General features: G+C 48.8%; 12 protein-coding genes. 5 read left to right on the top strand and 7 right to left on the bottom strand.

The genetic code is table 11. From position 1 onward, the window contains the following. Nucleotides 1–444: 444 nt before the first annotated feature. The 6 genes from K334_RS0100615 to K334_RS0100590 all read right to left on the bottom strand — a co-directional run bounded on the left by K334_RS0100615 (nucleotide 445) and on the right by K334_RS0100590 (nucleotide 11,415). Nucleotides 445–6,285, bottom strand: a complete 5,841-nt coding sequence (locus tag K334_RS0100615) for a helicase-like domain-containing protein (RefSeq protein WP_002560999.1) — start codon at nucleotides 6,283–6,285, stop codon at nucleotides 445–447. Next, the gene (locus K334_RS0100610; RefSeq protein ID WP_002561000.1) at nucleotides 6,275–6,727 is read right to left on the bottom strand and encodes a DUF1896 domain-containing protein; all 453 of its coding nucleotides are present in this window, start codon (nucleotides 6,725–6,727) and stop codon (nucleotides 6,275–6,277) included. Before K334_RS0100610 ends, K334_RS0100615 begins: the two co-directional genes overlap by 11 nt. A 239-nt stretch (nucleotides 6,728–6,966) precedes the next feature. Further along, nucleotides 6,967–9,054, bottom strand: a complete 2,088-nt coding sequence (gene topB / locus K334_RS0100605) for a type IA DNA topoisomerase (RefSeq protein WP_002561001.1) — start codon at nucleotides 9,052–9,054, stop codon at nucleotides 6,967–6,969. Nucleotides 9,055–9,115: 61 nt separating this feature from the next. Beyond that, on the bottom strand, nucleotides 9,116–10,684 hold the full coding sequence (locus K334_RS0100600) for a DUF3945 domain-containing protein (protein ID WP_002561002.1): 1,569 nt from the start codon (nucleotides 10,682–10,684) through the stop codon (nucleotides 9,116–9,118). Between the two features lie 20 nt (nucleotides 10,685–10,704). After that, entirely contained in the window at nucleotides 10,705–11,055 is a 351-nt protein-coding gene (locus K334_RS0100595) for a helix-turn-helix domain-containing protein (RefSeq protein ID WP_004291454.1), read from the bottom strand. A gap of 3 nt (nucleotides 11,056–11,058) precedes the next feature. After that, nucleotides 11,059–11,415, bottom strand: coding sequence for a helix-turn-helix domain-containing protein (locus tag K334_RS0100590; protein ID WP_002561004.1), 357 nt, complete (start codon nucleotides 11,413–11,415; stop codon nucleotides 11,059–11,061). Nucleotides 11,416–11,695: 280 nt separating this feature from the next. Between K334_RS0100590 and K334_RS0100585 the strand changes: the two genes are divergently transcribed. The 5 genes from K334_RS0100585 (at nucleotide 11,696) to K334_RS0100565 (ending at nucleotide 15,827) form a co-directional block, all read left to right on the top strand. After that, on the top strand, nucleotides 11,696–11,995 hold the full coding sequence (locus K334_RS0100585; RefSeq protein WP_019131010.1) for a helix-turn-helix domain-containing protein: 300 nt from the start codon (nucleotides 11,696–11,698) through the stop codon (nucleotides 11,993–11,995). Nucleotides 11,996–12,026: 31 nt separating this feature from the next. Further along, nucleotides 12,027–12,332 (top strand): helix-turn-helix domain-containing protein, encoded by a 306-nt coding sequence (locus K334_RS0100580; RefSeq protein WP_002561005.1) that lies wholly within the window; start codon nucleotides 12,027–12,029, stop codon nucleotides 12,330–12,332. A gap of 190 nt (nucleotides 12,333–12,522) precedes the next feature. Further along, a complete protein-coding gene (locus K334_RS14265) occupies nucleotides 12,523–12,726 on the top strand; it encodes a helix-turn-helix transcriptional regulator (RefSeq protein WP_002561006.1) in 204 nt (67 codons plus the stop codon). 52 nt (nucleotides 12,727–12,778) lie between these two features. Next, the gene (locus K334_RS0100570; protein WP_002561007.1) at nucleotides 12,779–13,720 is read left to right on the top strand and encodes a HamA C-terminal domain-containing protein; all 942 of its coding nucleotides are present in this window, start codon (nucleotides 12,779–12,781) and stop codon (nucleotides 13,718–13,720) included. Further along, nucleotides 13,704–15,827, top strand: a complete 2,124-nt coding sequence (locus K334_RS0100565) for a DEAD/DEAH box helicase (protein ID WP_004355287.1) — start codon at nucleotides 13,704–13,706, stop codon at nucleotides 15,825–15,827. Before K334_RS0100570 ends, K334_RS0100565 begins: the two co-directional genes overlap by 17 nt. 102 nt (nucleotides 15,828–15,929) lie before the next feature. On the opposite strand, the gene K334_RS0100560 is transcribed toward K334_RS0100565, so the two are convergent. Beyond that, entirely contained in the window at nucleotides 15,930–16,292 is a 363-nt protein-coding gene (locus tag K334_RS0100560) for a hypothetical protein (RefSeq protein WP_002561010.1), read from the bottom strand. Nucleotides 16,293–16,297: the final 5 nt, after the last annotated feature.

Below are 16,297 nucleotides of genomic sequence, written 5' to 3'. Positions count from 1 at the left end.
TAGGTTCAACTGGTAAGTACAAATAAGTAGAAATGTTTGAACAACAACGTTTTAGGAAGTTGAAAAAAATCAAGTTTCTCTCTCGGTATAACGTTTATTTTGGCCAATATCTTCTTTAGTTTGGCATTTGAGTATTTCCCATTCGTGTTCTATTTAGCTCCTTATTATGAGTATGTAGCAAGTTGCTTATCAAATTCAGCCTCTTTGAGGGTCAAATATGGTTTTGCAAATGGTGACTGACAAGACATAAACAAGGTCAGCAGGATTTTTTACATAAATGGACATGAATGTATATAACCTAAAATAAGAATAAATTTTAATAAGGGCTGCCCAAAAAGAAAAAAAATGCAGTTGCCATCCTACAGATACTTGCAGAAAGGATAAAATTTACTTTTAGACCTTTTGGGATAGCCCTTATTAATACTTCAGATAAAATTCCTAAGGTTATATTTTCAATCCTTTGGACCGGGTTTCCTCCTTGGCATACAGCCCCGGATGCCCAGTTATGGTGTGATTGGCGATAATACTTTCCGATGGATTGCGTATTTGCGGTGATGTATCTTCGGGATATTGCCTGATACCGTTTCGCACACCTTTCGCTTCCGGTTTGACCTGTTGCCCTTCATGCTCCTTTTCGGTGATTTCGGGTGTAGGCGGCGCAAGTTCCAGCTGTATCTTGCGGTCAAGGGCGGCAAGTTCGGACTTCAACTGTTTCAGTTCTTCCTCCTTCTTCCACACCTTGCCTGCTATCTCCTGCAACTGCGGTATCTCACGTTCCAAGACCTCATTCTTCGCTTTATACTGGTCGATGATGGAGGGGATTCTCTCAATCGCGTTGAGGAAGTTGCGGGCGGCGGCCAACGGGTCAGCCAGCGCCAGATGCCCGTTGTTGTAGGTGTACTTGTAGTTCCCCTCGACCACGAAGCGGTTGTCGGTAAACTCCAATCCCTCTTTGAGTATCCTTTCGCTGACCACCTTTATCGGGAAACCGTAAAACTCTCCAACCTGCGTGTACAACCCTCCGGTCGTGGCATTCTTGGCTATCTCCTGCAAACGCTTTCCGATGACTTTCTCATCGGCGGAATCCACTCCGTCCACCTTTATTATATTAAGGTGATTGCCCTCCTTGTCGGTCTGCACCACAGAGAGGAAGCGGTTCCAGTCCTCCGTCATGGCATCTATGAAAGCTGTGTTGTTGCCCAGCTCGCGGGTCTTCGATTCCAGCTTGAACTCCGAATCACGCTTGCCCTTGTTGAACGACTTGCGTTCCCCTTCGAGCGAGGCGATACGTTTTTCCAGTTTCGCCTTGTCCAGCAGGTCGGTGTTGCCGGATAGCAACGCCATATATTCCGAGAAGTTCATGCCCGATTTCTCGTCCATTGCCCCCTCGTCGATGGTACGCGCTTCCATAGCACCGCTTTTAAGCTGGCTGATGAAAGTCTGCTTGCAGTGCAGGAGGTTGAACTTGTAACTGTCCAGTGATTTTTCCACCGCGTAGATTATTACGTCCACGTTGTTCCCGGCGAAATGCTTGGCTATCTCGTTGCCTGCTCTAACTCCCCGTCCGTCACGCTGTTGCAGGTCGGACGGTCGCCACGGCGTATCAAGATGATGAATTGCCACACACCGTTTCTGTGCGTTCACACCCGTTCCGAGCATGGAGGTGGAGCCGAACAGCACACGCACCGTCCCGGCGTTCATGGCATCTATCACCGCCTTCCGAGCCTTGTCGGTCTTGCACTCCTGAATGAAGCGCACCTCGCTTGGCGGTATGCCGTAGTCCTCCGTCAGTTTGCGCTTGATTTCCGAATAGACGTTCCACCCATCGCCCGGCTGGTAAGTCCCCAAGTCAGAGAAAACGAACTGCGTGCCTTTCTGCGCGTCGTATTTTTGATAATACTCCGCGATTATTTTGGCACAGTGGCTCGCCTTGTTGTCGGGGTGGTCTTCGTAATGCGGGTCTATCATGCGCATGTCGAGTGCCATCTTCCGGGCATAGTCCGTGGCGATAAGCATCTTCGCCTTTTCCTCCGTTTCCGAAAGCGGCAGTCTGCCCAACAGGGTGGCGTCGCCCGTCTTGGCGAATTGCATCAGCTTCTGTATGAAGTCCTCCTGCTCCGGCGTGGGCGGTATGTGGTGCAGTATCTCGTTTTTGTTGGGACGGTCCACGCCCACATCCTCCGCCGTGCGGTAGTCCGTGATTTCATTATAGAAGGCGGCAAGCTCCGGCACTTTGATGAAGTAGCGGAAACGCTCCTTCTGCACCACGTTGTTCGTCACGTTGAACTCAAAATCCGTTGTCTTCTTGGCAAATATCGCCGACCACGCATCAAAACATCGAATGTCCTGCCGTTCCAGCTCCTTCGGGCGCAGGTACTTGAACAGCAGGTACAGCTCAGTCAGCGAGTTGCTGATAGTCGTGCCGGAGAGGAAGGTCGCCCCCAAGTCCTTGCCCGTGCGCTCCTGTATGGTGCGGATAGCAAAGAGCATGTTCAGTGCCTTCTGGCTTCCCTCGCTGTTCCCCAATCCCGCCACACGGTCGTGGCGCGTGTTGAAAGTCAGATTCTTGAACTGGTGCGATTCATCAATGAAAATGTGGTCGATGCCCATCTGCTTGAAGTCCACCACGTCGTCCGTGCGTGACTTTATGGCGTGTTCCACCTTCTCCAATTTCGCTTCAAGGTTATGCTTGCGCTTCTCCAGACCTTTCAGCATCGCCCGCGATACGTTCTTTCCCTGCTGGCGCAGCACTTCGAGGTTTTCCTCCACCGTGTCAAGCTCCGCTTGCAGGATGCGCTGCTGCAACTCCGGCGACTGCGGTATCTTGCCGAACTGGTCGTGCGACATAATGACACAATCGTAGTCGTTGTTCTTGATGTTGTTGAAGAAACGCACGCGGTTGGCGGTCGAAAAGTCTTTCTCCGAAGCGTACAGAATCCTCGCGTTGGGATATGCCGCTTGATAGGTGGCGGCAATCTCCGCAACATTGGCTTTCAGCCCGATAATCATCGGCTTGTGCGCCAAGTTCAGACGCTTCATTTCATGCGCGGCGATGCACATTATCAGCGTCTTGCCGGTTCCAACCTCGTGGTCACAAATTCCGCCGCCGTTCTGTTTCAGCATCCAGACGCAATCCATCTGCGAGGGATAGACGCTCCTGATGCCCCGGCTTGCCAGCCCTTTCAGATTGAGGTCGGGAAAAGTCTGATGCGAGCCGTCATACTTCGGGCGCACGAAACAGTTGAACTTGCGGTTATACATCGTCGTCAGCCGCTCCTTGAACTGTGGCGACTGCTCTTCGAGCCATTCGGAGAAGCCGTTTCGTATCTCGTCAATCTTGGCGTTGGCGAGCTGTATTCCCTCGCTGTCGCGCACCTTGATGTCGTTGCCATGCTCGTCCCTGCCGATGGACTTCATCATGTCGGGACAGGTGTTGTGCAGGGCGTGTTTCAGAAGGTGCATGCCGTCATAGTTACGGTAATACCCCTTCACCAGAAACTCGTCCGTGATTTTCATGGTGCGGTAGCCGCACGCCACCGAAAACTCGTCCATGCTTGCAGAGTAGGCGATTTTCACCTCCGTGTCGAACAGCCGGCTCATGTAGGCGGCATAGACACCCGTCGGAATCCAGCGTTCCCCGAAATTGAAATCAAGGTCTTCAAAAGCGATGCGCGGCGGTTCGGCATCTTTCAGAGCCTCCAACGCCTGCTTCACCTCCGGCATACGTTCACTTTCGGGGTTTTCGCCCATCCAAGCCTCTATGCGTTCCGCTTTCTCTATCACGTTTCCGGCAATAAAGCGGTCCTTAATCTCGTAACCGGTTACGAGCGGATTGTAATAGATGCGCCCTTGCAGGGCTGTGAGCAAATCCTCCGCCGTACTGTCGGTTATCTCCCGCATATAGTCGAGATCGACAGTGCCGAACTTGTTGAGCGACGCGGACAGTGCTTCTTCGGGTGAGCCGACGTTGGCATGGCTCTCCACGGAGAAGGAAACGGGACGCTCGAAGATGTCCGCCTTGACAAACTTCCCGTTCTCCGCCCGTTCCAGCGAAAGGATGTCACGCCCGCCCGCGTCCATCATCACTAACTTCACGTTCTGCTTGGCGTTGAGGTTGCCGTAGCGCATGACAAACTCATCGTAACAGGTGTTTAGATGCTCTCGCCACGGGACATTTGCTTCATGCAGGTTCGATTCATAGCGGTACAGCCGCTCGTAGGCGTCACGGAGTAAAACATACTGTAACGCCTTCTCCTTCTGGTAGCCTTTCAGGTCGAGCGGCTGGAATGTCGCCCCGTATGGCGTGATGTCCTTCAGGTAGCCGATGTTATGACGCCCCCTGTCAGCCACCAGCGACCCTTCGCGCAGGTGCATCTCCGGCGTGCGGTGGTAGGCACGCGGCGAAAGGTCCACGACTTCTTCCTTCGGCTTCTCCGCTTCGATGTCGGGGAAAAGGGAGGTCGCCACCGCTTCCGGTGGGGTATCTGTAACGGCAGGTGCGGTGACTGCTTCCGGCTGTGTTTCCTCCTGCCGTGGTTGCTCACGGGGAGTGTCCGGCACGGCTTTCACTTCCATCTTTTCCGCCGCCGCTTGTTTCTCGTTATGCTGCCTTGCCAGTTCCCGAAGTTCCTTCCTGCGTTCCGGCGTCAAATCCATCATCATCTCGTAGAAGCCGTTGATGGGAGGATTGGTATCCCAGTCCAACGTGGCATAGATGTCGTCCGGGTCGGCAGGCTTGGCGGTGTTCTCCGTTTTAGCCTCCTTGTTCTCTGTTACAGTCTTAGGGGTGGTAGCCGTCGGCACAGCCGTAACATTTTGTGTGACATGCACCTGTGGCTTGGGTAGAACGCGCCTTGCCGAGCTTTCCTTTTTCGCCTCCTTTTTCTTTTTGGCGGTTTTCGGTTGTTGGCTGACTTCTTCCGTCATCCCCCAGAGATCGAGCAAGGATAGCTGCACACCGTCAGAATATTTCGGACGTGGCTCTATCTCCGGCTTTTCCTCTGTGGGTTGCGGTTTCTCCGTCGGAGTTTCCACCGCCTGCATCGAAGATGTTGTTTCCATCTTTATGGCAGTACGCTCCACCTCCTTTTGAACGGTAACTTTTTCTTCCGTTCCCGACTGCCGGATTGAACCCGAATACAGACGCATGGCGAGCCTGTAATGGAAATCCTCGTCGAGCATACGGTGCAAATCCCCGGCGATGCCTGCTGCCTTGCCCTCGTGCAGATAGACCATAGCGGGCTTCCCGTATGGGTCGGTGTCAAGTTTCGCCGTCGTATGCACGATGCGTTCCGGGTGGTGGATGAAATAGGCGTTGTCGGTCAGGTCGGTTTTCGTGTCCGTCTGTATTACGGTCATCAGCCGCTCGTCCTGCGACATTTCCTTCTTGCTGAGGTTCTTTTGCAGGACAATCAGGTCACTGCCCACTTCTGTCCCCGCGTTGTCCGTGAACAGGTTGTTGGGCAGGCGTATCGCGGATACCAGATCAGCCTTACTGAACAGCTCGTTACGCACGGAGGTCTTGGTGCTGTTCAATACCCCTTGCGAGGTGATGAACGCCACGATACCGCCGTCACGCACGGCATCCAGTCCTTTGAGAAAGAAATAGTTGTGGATGGCTTTCTGGGCGGAGCGTCTGCCGAATGAGTCGCTCCGCTGAAACTCAGGGTCGAACACGGCTATGTCTCCGAACGGAATGTTGGACACCGCCAAGTCGAAATAATTGTTGAACGGTCTTTCGATTTTCTCAAAACCGCAGGTGCGCGTTTTCTTGCCGGGATAGAGATGCCTCAGGATTGTACCCGTGAGCAGATCCTTCTCGAAAGCCATCACATCCGCATTGGGGTTGTGCCGCAGCATGGAATCCACGAACACGCCAACCCCCGCCGACGGTTCGAGCATACGGGCGGGGCGGACGCTGTAATCTGCCAGCACGTCCGCGATGGTGTCGGTTATCTCTTTGGGGGTGTAGAAAGCGGTCAGCACGGACGCTTTCAGCGAATCCACAAACCGCTTGTACTCTGTTTCGTCCTTGCTGTTCTCACGGATAAGCCTGTGCAACTCCACTGTCGGGGCGAACAGTTCGAGGTCGGATTTCGCCCACCGGACGGCATCCGTCAGTTCCTTTGCAGGGTTGAGGATACATTTCAGACCGCCGAAACCGCAGTACCTTTGAAGTATGGCACGCTCTTCGGTTGTCGCTGTCCTGTTTTCCCTGTCAAGGATGAATGCCGTCCGTATCGCCTCGATGTTGTCCCGCAGTTTCTGTTTGCGGTTAAACGCCATATTCCCCGATGTAAAGGACGGTTGCCCCCGTCAGCTCCGTGTAGAGCAGGTCGTAATCGGAAGACAGGGCGAAGTTGTCGTCCGAAAGGTCATAGACGGAGAACACGTTGCCGACAAGCGGCATGAGTTTCAGAATAAAGGCTTCTTGTTTCTCTTCCGGCACTTCGTCGAAAAACTCGCTCTCCACGACTTCACGGAGAATGGCGTACCGGGAATAGCGCAGCCCGCGCAGCAGCGTGTCCATCGCCTGCTCTTGCGCGCCATCGGCGGGATAGCCTTCGAGCCGCGCCTTTTCATACGTTTCGGCGGCACGGTCGGCCCGTTCCCGTATGAAAGCGGTGTCAGTCGCCTGTTCAAACTTGTTCGTGCGGAGGTAGTCCAGCAGGTACAGACCGTAATAGGAAAAGTCGGTCTGACCCTCGTTTTTCTTCTTGTTGTTCATTACTTTGGAGTTTAGTGGATTGATATTTAACGGGATAATTGATTGGAAAAAGGAAGAAAAAGGCACTCGGTATCCCTCCGAGTGCCACCACTAAATCCAAAGTATGAGTGTAATCCGGTATCGAAGAACAATTCATTACTCTGAACAAGTGGCAAAGTTAGTGCAAATCGAAGACAATACGAAAAAAACTTGTTTGTTTCTATTGTTGAGATGCAGCCTAACTTATCAAAAGTTAGTGATTATTTCCTTTTTTTCGGATAGGAAGACTTGCATTTCTTTTCCGGGAACACGAACGTCGTGTTATATTCCCCGTCAAAGGCGACTATGGCATCGAAGTTCTTGCCCTGCTTGCTCTTGAAGCCTTTGAGCGGCTTGGTGTGCCCGTCGGTGAGCAGGTCTTTGATTTCGTCGTCGGACAGGGTGCGTCCCGCTTTCTGCCGGAACACGGGCAGTCCGCACTCCGTGTTGTCGCAACGTACCACCTTGCCGTAGAACCGCATCCTGCCCGTGCCGCACTTGGGACACGCGCAGCCGGAATCACGGCTGCCGAAGAGCTTGTCGCACGAGAGCAGTTCGGAGGTGATTTCCCGTGTGTACGCCTCTATCTCCTTGCGGAAAGTGTCGGCGGGCAGTTCCCCGCGCTCGATACGTGCCAGTTCCTTTTCCCATTCGCCCGTCATGGCTACATCGGCGATGCGCATCGTCTTCACCACGGAATTGAGGGCGAGTCCCTTTTCGGTGGGAACAAGCGACTTCTTGCAGCGTTCCATGTAACCGCGCTTGAAAAGCGTTTCGATGATGGACGCTCGTGTGGCGGGAGTGCCGATGCCGCAGTCCTTCATCGCCTGCCGCAGCGCGTCGTCCTCAATTTCCTTGCCCGCTGTTTCCATTGCCGAGAGCAGGGTGGCTTCGGTATGCAGCGGCTTGGGTTTGGTCTTTCCTTCGGTGATGGAGGTGGCTTTCAGCGTGAGCGTGTCGCCATCCTGCCAGCCGGGGATGGTAGTTTCCTCCTTTTCCTCGCCATAGACGGCACGCCATCCGGCTTGCTTCACGACACTGCCTTTCACGGTGAACTCCACTCCGGCACATTCTGCCGTGACAGCAGTCACGTCCTTGACGCATTTTTCGGAGAATGCCTCTATCATTCGTCCGGCAATCATCTGATAAATGGTGCTGTCCTCTTTGGAGAGGAAGAGCGGTTTCTCTCCCGTGACGAGCAGGGCATGGTGGTCTGTTACCTTGCCGTCATCCACGCTACGGCGTGTCGGGATGGCTTTTGCCCGCACCTTGTCTTTCCATTCGGGCTGCGTGCCGATAAAGGCGAGTAGCTTGGGGATTTCAGCGAACACGTCTTCGGGGATGTAGCGGCTTCCCGTTCTCGGATAGGTTATCAACTTCTTCTCGTAGAGCTTCTGCGCGATTTCAAGCGTCTGTTCCGCCGTGAAGCCGTGCTTGGCGTTGGCTTCTTTTTGGAGCGTGGTCAGGTCGTACAGCAAGGGAGTTTCCTCCGTCTTCTCCTTACGCTCTGCTTTCGTTACCGTTGCGCTGCCTGCCGCCTTTACCTTATTATATAGCTCCGTTGCCGGTTCTTTCGACTTCCATTTCTCGGAGGATGAGAGTTTCACGACCTCGCCGTCGCAACCGTCTGTTGCGATATGGAGCTGCCAGAATGCTTCGGACGTAAAACGGCGGTTCTCCCAATAGCGTTCACACACCATCGCCAGCGTGGGTGTCTGCACACGCCCCACCGAATACGTGCCATGTCCGGCGGCTATGGATAACGCCTGAGTGCCGTTGATGCCCACGAGCCAGTCGGATTCGCTCCGCGCTTTGGCGGCGAGGTATAGGTTGTCGTACCTGCTGCCGTCTTCGAGGTTGCGCAGTCCCTCACGGATAGCCTTGTCGGTGAGCGAGCTGATCCACAGACGCACGAAAGGAGTGGTGCAACCCGTATAGTGGTAGAGGTAGCGGAAGATAAGCTCTCCCTCGCGTCCGGCATCGGTCGCCACGATGATTTGTTCGCTTGTGTCGAACAGTCTTTTGATGACTTTTATCTGCGACACCACGCCGCTGTCGGGCTTGTAACCTTTCTCCGTCCTGACCTGACGGGGGACGAGCGTGAATGTGTCGGGAATAATCGGGAGGTTGTCACGGACAAATCCGCGCACGCCGTAGCCGTCGGGCATGGCAAGCTGAACGAGGTGTCCGAATGCCCATGTCACGGCATAGCCGCCTCCTTCGAAATATCCTTCCTCTCTCTTTGTCGCGCCCACGATGCGGGCGATTTCACGTGCCACGGAGGGCTTTTCTGCAATGATTGTCTTCATGTTTTCTTGCTTTTTTGTTGATACTTTGGATTTTATTTTGGATTCAGTGGCGGACACGGGATTACATTTTCATGCCTTTGTTGTTCTTCTTTTTCGGCTTCTCCTGCTGCTGTTGCTGGCGGTCGTCCTTTGGGGCGGTCTGACCTTTCTGCAAAGGCTCTTTCAGGTTCTTTGTCGCCTCGTTGGTTTTGCCCTCGTTGTTCACCGCCACCTGTGTGCGGCTCTCGTTGGACGGGGCGACCTGCTGGGCGTTGTCGGGGTTCGTTTCGTAGCGGTACGGGCGGCCCTTCTCCGGGTTGAACTTGATATACATCGTGGCATGGAAGCCCTGCTTGTCGGTCACGTTCTCCAGTTTCACGGCTTTACCCGCCACGTAGTCGGCTTTCTGCTTGTCGGTGAAGTTCACGCCGCTCCATTTGCTGATGGGGCGGATGCTGCCGTCCTCGTTCATCCACGTGTTGCGGCGTTGCTCCTTCTTGGTCTGTGCGGCATTTTCCCCGCCTTGCGCCTGACTTTTCGAGGTGTCACCTTTGGCTTCCTGCGTCTGTGCGGTACGGGGCGACCTTCCGGTTCCCGGCACGAACTCCACGCCGCGCTGCTCCACGTTCACTTGAAGGGTGGTGACGAACTTCCTGCCGTCGTTGCGCTCGATGAGCTTGTCGCGCACGGGCAGTCCGGCGCGGAGCATGTCCTGCTCCTGTTTGGTGATTTCCGTCTTGCCGATGCGCTCCGGGATGCGCACCTTGTTTGCCGGAATGTCCGTGATTTCATTCGTCTTGCGGTCGATGCTGATGTAGGAGGGGATGATTTCGCCCGTTTCCCTGTCCACAATGTCCACGACCCTGCCGAGGTTGCCCGTTTCGCGCAGGTTCTTCCGGTCATCGTCGGAGAATTTGTGTTCCTTGTACTCATCTAACTTCTGCTCCTTGCGGATGAAGTGCGGCACGAGGCTGACATTTCCCTCGCCGTCCTTCTTGAAGGAGAGGCGGGCGTCCAGCTCGAATGATTCGCCGCCGAAGGTGGGCTTGACCTTTACCAAGTCGGACTTGCCGTAGTGGAGCATCTTCGTAAGGTCTCCGGACTTTTCAAGGTCGTCACGCTTCACGCCCCATCTGTCCTCCAGCTCCTGCCAGTTGATTTTGCTCTCGTTGATGGGTTGGTAGCCCTGTCTGCCCTGCGTCTGTTGCGGGCTTTCCTGCTGTTCTTTCTGTTGTTCCATGTTTTCCTGTTTTTGAGGTTCTTGTTTCTCTGTCTTTTGTGCCGCCATCTCTTCCTGCACCTGCTGTTGATAAGGGAAGGTGTCGATTTTGTGCGGTGCAAGGATTTGTTTGTTCTGGTACGGATGCTGAAGCAGGTCTTTCATCACGCCAAGCATGGAATCCACTTGGTCTGCCGCGATGCGGTAGAAACCGAAGCGGCTGGGTTCCTTGCACTGCCGGAAGAAGTTCTTGAAGAAGTTGTCCAGCACGTCGCCGTGTCGGTCGAATTGCAGGAAACTCTGCGCGTTCTCAGCTTTCGCAGGGGTACGCTTGGGTGTGTCGTCTGCATTCAGCCCGGCTACCACGCTGATCTCGCCCGTCTTCTCGTCACGGACTACCAGCACGTCCTTTTCGTCTTTTTTCTTTGCCATTTGAAAAATGTTTTAATGGGTTATTTATGAAAGAAATTATGGATACGAGCCTTGTAGAAGGCTATATCTTCTTTTTTGAAGTCCTTGATATGGTTGGAAAGGAATGTCAGCACATCCTCCTCGCTGTAATAGGTTTTCTTGCCCAGTGTCTTGTAGGGCAATGCGCCGACACTGCGGTAGCGTTGCAGTGTGCGCTTGCTTATCTGGAGCAGCATGCACAAATCCTGATTGTCGAAAAGGCGGATGCTTTCCGTGATAGTAGGCTGTTTCCCCTCAGCCTTCATCGCCAGCAGCAGTTCGTCCTGACGGTCGAGCCGTTCCATCAGCTTCTGCATCCAGCCCTCGAAGTTGTTTCGTGTGAGCAGTTCCATGACCTATGTCCTCCTTCCTTTTGGTTTGCCGCCAGTGCGCAGCGTGTGGTTGCGTTTCAATTCCTGCGGTGTCGCCGCGTCCTCGTTGACGGCACACGCTTCAAGCAGGCGGTCTATTTCCGACTGCCGGTAGCGGCATTTACCGCGAAGCACGACATAACCGATGCGTTGCTCGCTGCGCATACGCTGGAGGGTGCGGGTACTCACGTTAAGCAGGTGCGCCGCCTCGCGTGTGGTGAGCAACCTGTCGGGCGATGCCGCTTTCTTGTCGCCGGAGGCGGCACGGACGTGTGCCGCAATCTCCGCTATCTGTTCCGTCAATGACCGGAAGGCAGAACTTTCCATCGTTATCACTTTCATATTCAGTCCTTTATTTTTGTTTATTTTCATGAACATAGGCTGCGCCTCGGCATACCGTTCAAGCAAGTTTGACGCTCTACACTCGGCTTGCTCTATGTTTCTGCGACAAAATTCGGCAATAAACAAAAGGGGCTTTAACAACTCACTACGTGACTCACGTAAGATTTTTACGGAAGATGGCTCCGTAACCCGGTCAAACGGTGCAACAGGCAGCCTTTCAGCGGAAAACGGTACGTGTTAAGGGCTGCATCGTTACCTTTGCGGGCAAACCGATAATTGCATGAATATGGAAATAGTATCTATCGAGAAAAAGACTTTCGAGATGATGGTGGCGGCATTCGGCGCACTCTCGGAGAAGGTCGCCGCCCTAAGGCGCAAAAGCGACACGGGGCGCATGGAAAGATGGCTCACGGGCGAGGAGGTCTGCGGGCAGTTGAGAATAAGCCCGCGCACGTTGCAGACGCTGCGCGACAGGCGGCTTATCGGCTACTCGCAGATAAACCGCAGGTTCTATTACAAGCCGGAGGAGGTTAAGAGGTTGATACCGCTTATCGGCACGCTCTATTCGCACGGCAGATGATTTGATTTATTCACCCACTGAATCCGAAGTTATGATGAACGAGACCAACGATGTTTTTACGATGGAAGACGAGCCGATAGCCTCTGTGATGCAGGATATGCGCAAAGGCTCGAAATGGCTGTCTGTATTTCTGGAAAGTTACCGCCCTCCGCTGGACGGGGAACGTTACCTGACTGACGGTGAGGTGGCGGAACTGCTCCGTGTCAGCCGACGCACCTTGCAGGAATACCGCAACAACCGCGTGTTGTCCTTCATACTTTTGGGAGGGAAGGTGCTTTACCCGGAAACGGGGCTGCGCGAGGTGCTGGAAGCGAACTACCGCAAGCCGCTGGAGTGAGGCGGCCAACATGAAAAAGGAAACGGGCGACATTTTGTGGTGCTGCCCGTTTACTTTTTATATACTTGGGTGTTTTAATGACCTTAAAACCAGTTTTTTGATTGATCCAACCAATTTCTATCGTTAGAAATTCATATAGTTAATAAAAAGTTGTAACTTTGCATTTAACGCAATCTAAAAATTAATTGTAATGGCAATTTTAAACAACATTAAAAATGTACTATCAGAAAAAGGAGTTATGAGCAAATGGTTGGCAAAACAATTACAGAAAGATCCTGCAACAGTATCTAAATGGTGTAATAATCATTCTCAACCTGATTTGTACACATTTGTTCGTATTGCAAATTTGCTTGATGTTGATGTTCATGAACTTATTTGTCATACAAAAAAATAGTATCTAAAGGAATATAGATGTTTCACCATTTTTAAGCATGTAAATAAAGTGTATGAGCAATAAAATTTGGAATTTTGATATATTAGTTGATGATTGTTTTGTTAATTTTAATACAAAAAAGCAAGAAATAAATCCAGATCATAATGACAGGTTATTATCAGTTGCTAATGGCTTTGAAGATGGCAGTTGGAGATATCGTCAATTCAAAGAATTTGTTTTCAGTAATATTGCAGAAACAGCTTTGTCTGCACAAGAACGAGAGAAATTAATAGATAATGATTACGGTAGGCTTATTGAGGCTGCCAAACATTTACGACTTGTTGACAAAGAGCAGAATGGAAAGGGAAGTGAAATAGCGGAAATTATTCTATATGGCATAATGAAGAACCATTATAAAGCCTTATCTGCAATACCTAAAATTTTTTATAAACAGAATGATAATGATAATGCAAAGGGCTCTGATTCTGTACACATTGTAATTGACCCAAATGGAGGCTTTCAACTTTGGTTAGGAGAAGCTAAATTTTATAATTCTCTTGAGGATGCGCGATTATACGAACCAATAAATTCTGTTGAACAAATGTTGCGCAAACCTATTATGAAAAAGGAATGCGGAATAATGACCAATCTCAATGAACTTGATAAACAAATTGAAAACCAAACATTACTTAAAAAGATAAAAGAATGTTTCGATGAGAATACTTCCATTGACGAAATAAAACCCAAACTACATATACCTATTCTTTTATTACATGAATGCCAGATAACAGCAAGTACTACTGAAATGAGTGATGAGTATAAAAATAGTATTATTTCTTTTCATAGAGATCGTGCTCATTCGTTTTTTAAGAAGCAGATCAACAAGCTTAGTTCTGTTCATAAGTATTCGGAAATAAACTTTCATTTGATTCTTTTTCCTGTTCCTGATAAAACAAAAATAGTAAACTGGTTTATTTCACAAGCAAAAAATCTCAAAAATGATGCAGACGAATGATATATATAATACATGTTTAGATATAAGTAATGTTCTAAATGCTGGTGATATAAGTAATGCAAGATCCAAAGTAATTACATTACTTCATGAGATTAATGGTACTAACAATAATTCATATATGGAATTAGTCAACCATCTTATTCGTGAAGTGGGGCTTTTACCGTATATTGATACATATACTGCATCTTGGGAAGATCGGTTTGTATGTGAAGTTTTTAAAGTTAATATTGGAGAAAGAAAACCTTGTGTCTTACATACTGCTCAATCACAGGTATTAAAGAAGTTATTAGAAGGGAAAAGCGTTGCGGTGAGTGCTCCTACAAGTTTTGGTAAAAGTTTTGTTATTGATGCATTTATTGCGATTAAACAACCAATTAATGTTGTAATATTAGTACCTACGGTTGCTCTTGCAGATGAAACAAGAAGACGAATTTGCCGAAAATTCTCTCATCAATATAAAATAATTACAACAACAGATGTAGAACTTGCGGAGAAAAACATATTGGTATTTCCGCAAGAAAGAGCTTTTGCCTATATAGATAAACTTCCTTCAATTGATATTCTAATCGTTGATGAGTTTTATAAGGCAAGTACAAATTTTGATCTTGAAAGAAGCTCCACTTTACTCAGTTCAATGGTAGAACTCGGAAAGAAAGCTAAACAAAGATATTATCTTGCCCCAAATATCCATGAAATAGAAGAAAATGTATTCACTGAAGGGATGACATTTCTGCGTATGGATTTTAAGACCGTTGTAACGCATGCATGGCGGTTATATAAAAGCAGACCAAAGAATGAAGATAAACAGAGTTTTAAGACACGTAAACTTATTGAATTAATAAATACAGGTATAGGTAAAGCTTTGATATATACCGGCACATATAAGGGAATTGAAGAAGTAACAACAATTCTTAACAGAAATTTATATAATAAAGACTCTGAACTGCTTGCTAATTTTTCTGATTGGCTGGAATGCAATTATGGAGAAAAGTATATTCTTAAAGATTTAGTCAAACATGGTATTGGTATTCATAATGGTCAGCTACATCGTTCTCTTAGTCAAATTCAAATAAAACTATTTGAAGAACAGAATGGGTTAGATTATTTGGTATCGACCTCGTCTATAATTGAAGGAGTAAATACTCAAGCAGAGAGTGTCGTTTTATGGTCAAATAAGAACGGGGCTCATAAGATTGATTATTTTACCTTTCGCAACATCATTGGACGCGCAGGCAGAATGTTTCGTTATTTTGTAGGTCGTGTCTATATGCTTGAAGAGCCACCAAGTCAAGAAAATACTAAATTGAGATTAGAGTTTCCTGATGATGTAGTAAAAAAACTTGATGGAAATGACCCCGGTATAAAATTGAATAATGAACAATATGTAAAAATTCAACGATATCAAGATGAAATGATAGAACTTCTTGGAACGGATATTTGGCATAGAATTGAAAGAATACCACAAATCAGAAGTTGTAAACCATCAATGTTAAAGATAATTGCGGAAAAATTGAAAACTGATTCCAATTGGCCAACAAATTGCGATGCTTTACAAAACAATAATACATGGGAATGGAGGGATGCTTTAGGAGATATCATAGAAATTTTGGAATATCATCGAAAAGGACATTTACGGTATTATGCATGTGCATGTAGTAATGGATGGAAAATGACTATAAAAGAGCTATATAACACAGTAAAAGATTATGGTATTACATATGAGGATATATTTACATTTGAAAGATATGTATCCTTTAATCTCTCATCTATTATTGCGGTAATTAATATTATACGTCAAGAACTTTATCCTAATTCCTCAAATATCGCCAATTTTGTATATAAAGCATCAAATGCCTTTTTACCTAAAATTGTATTTCAACTTGAAGAATACGGATTACCGAGGATGATTAGTAAAAAGATACAAAATGCAGGTCTTATAAATCTTGAAGACGATTCTAAAGAGATTACAATCGTTATACAGGAATTTAACACGATAGGAATTGAATACCTTGAACAAAAAATACCTAATCTCCATTCATTTGACAAATATATATTAAAACATTTTATGAACGGAATTCGTTGCATAACGACAAATCAAAAGAATTAAATAATAGCCATATTATTACCTCTATATTTTTTGAGATATGATATGGCTATTTAGATAAGGATCCATATAGAAATTCTTTCGTATAATTTTCATTTGATATCTTCAACAGTACGCAGTTTTTCCGTTCTGTATAAACATCACGTATGTTTGCCGCTTCTCTTGTGAGAGAACCTTTCCTACCAGCCACATGCGGAACAGGTAGGTGTTGTAGGTGTTCAGCCGAAAAGCAATCAGAATAATGATTTCAGGCGCGTACACGTCCGCGTACAGCCCGTTTTCAAGCTGCATGTAGCGGCACACCTTGTAGTCGTTCAGCACGTCAGACTTGCGGACGGCTTTGATGACGGCGTTCACTGCCGGGACGGTCGTATGGAACAGTCCGGCTATTTCGGTGGCGGTCATCCACACATCGTTACCGGTTACGCTGACCGCCTTGTCCTCTATGATGATTATGTCACGTTTCATGGCTC

The organism is Segatella baroniae DSM 16972 = JCM 13447 (genome assembly GCF_000426585.1).
Taxonomy (GTDB): domain Bacteria; phylum Bacteroidota; class Bacteroidia; order Bacteroidales; family Bacteroidaceae; genus Prevotella; species Prevotella baroniae.
Note: the sequence above shows the minus strand (reverse complement) of the source record. Positions and strands in the feature narration are given on the sequence as shown.